Source organism: Elioraea sp. Yellowstone, assembly GCF_006704265.1.
Classification (GTDB): domain Bacteria; phylum Pseudomonadota; class Alphaproteobacteria; order Acetobacterales; family Acetobacteraceae; genus Elioraea.
Map to the genome: position 1 here is coordinate 1 of NZ_VIKA01000355.1, position 340 is coordinate 340.

General features: G+C 80.3%; 1 protein-coding gene. It reads left to right on the plus strand.

Translation table 11 applies throughout. From position 1 onward, the window contains the following. On the plus strand, positions 1 to 340 hold a 340-nt coding region (locus FK498_RS19675; protein ID WP_370510925.1), incomplete at both ends, for a hypothetical protein.

Here is a 340-nt window from a genome sequence, read left to right on the forward strand (position 1 = left end):
CGCGCCACGGCCGCGCGGATCGAGGCCGAGGAGAAGGCTGCGACCGGCGCGCTCGCCGCCGCCGATCAGCGGCTTGCCCAGATCGCGACCGATCTCGCCCATGCCGGCAGGCTCGCCGCCGACGCGCAGGGGGCCGAGATGCGGCTCGCCGAGGAGGATGCCCGCCTCGCCCCGGCCGAGGCCGAGGCCCCCGCCCGCATCGCCGCCGCCGAACGGGCGGTGGAGGAGGCGCATGCCCGCGTCGCCGCGCTCGAGACGGCCGCCCAGGCCGCGACCGAGCACGCCGCCGCGATCGCCGCGAAGGCGCAGGCGCTCGCCGGGCAGATCCGCGCCGCCGACC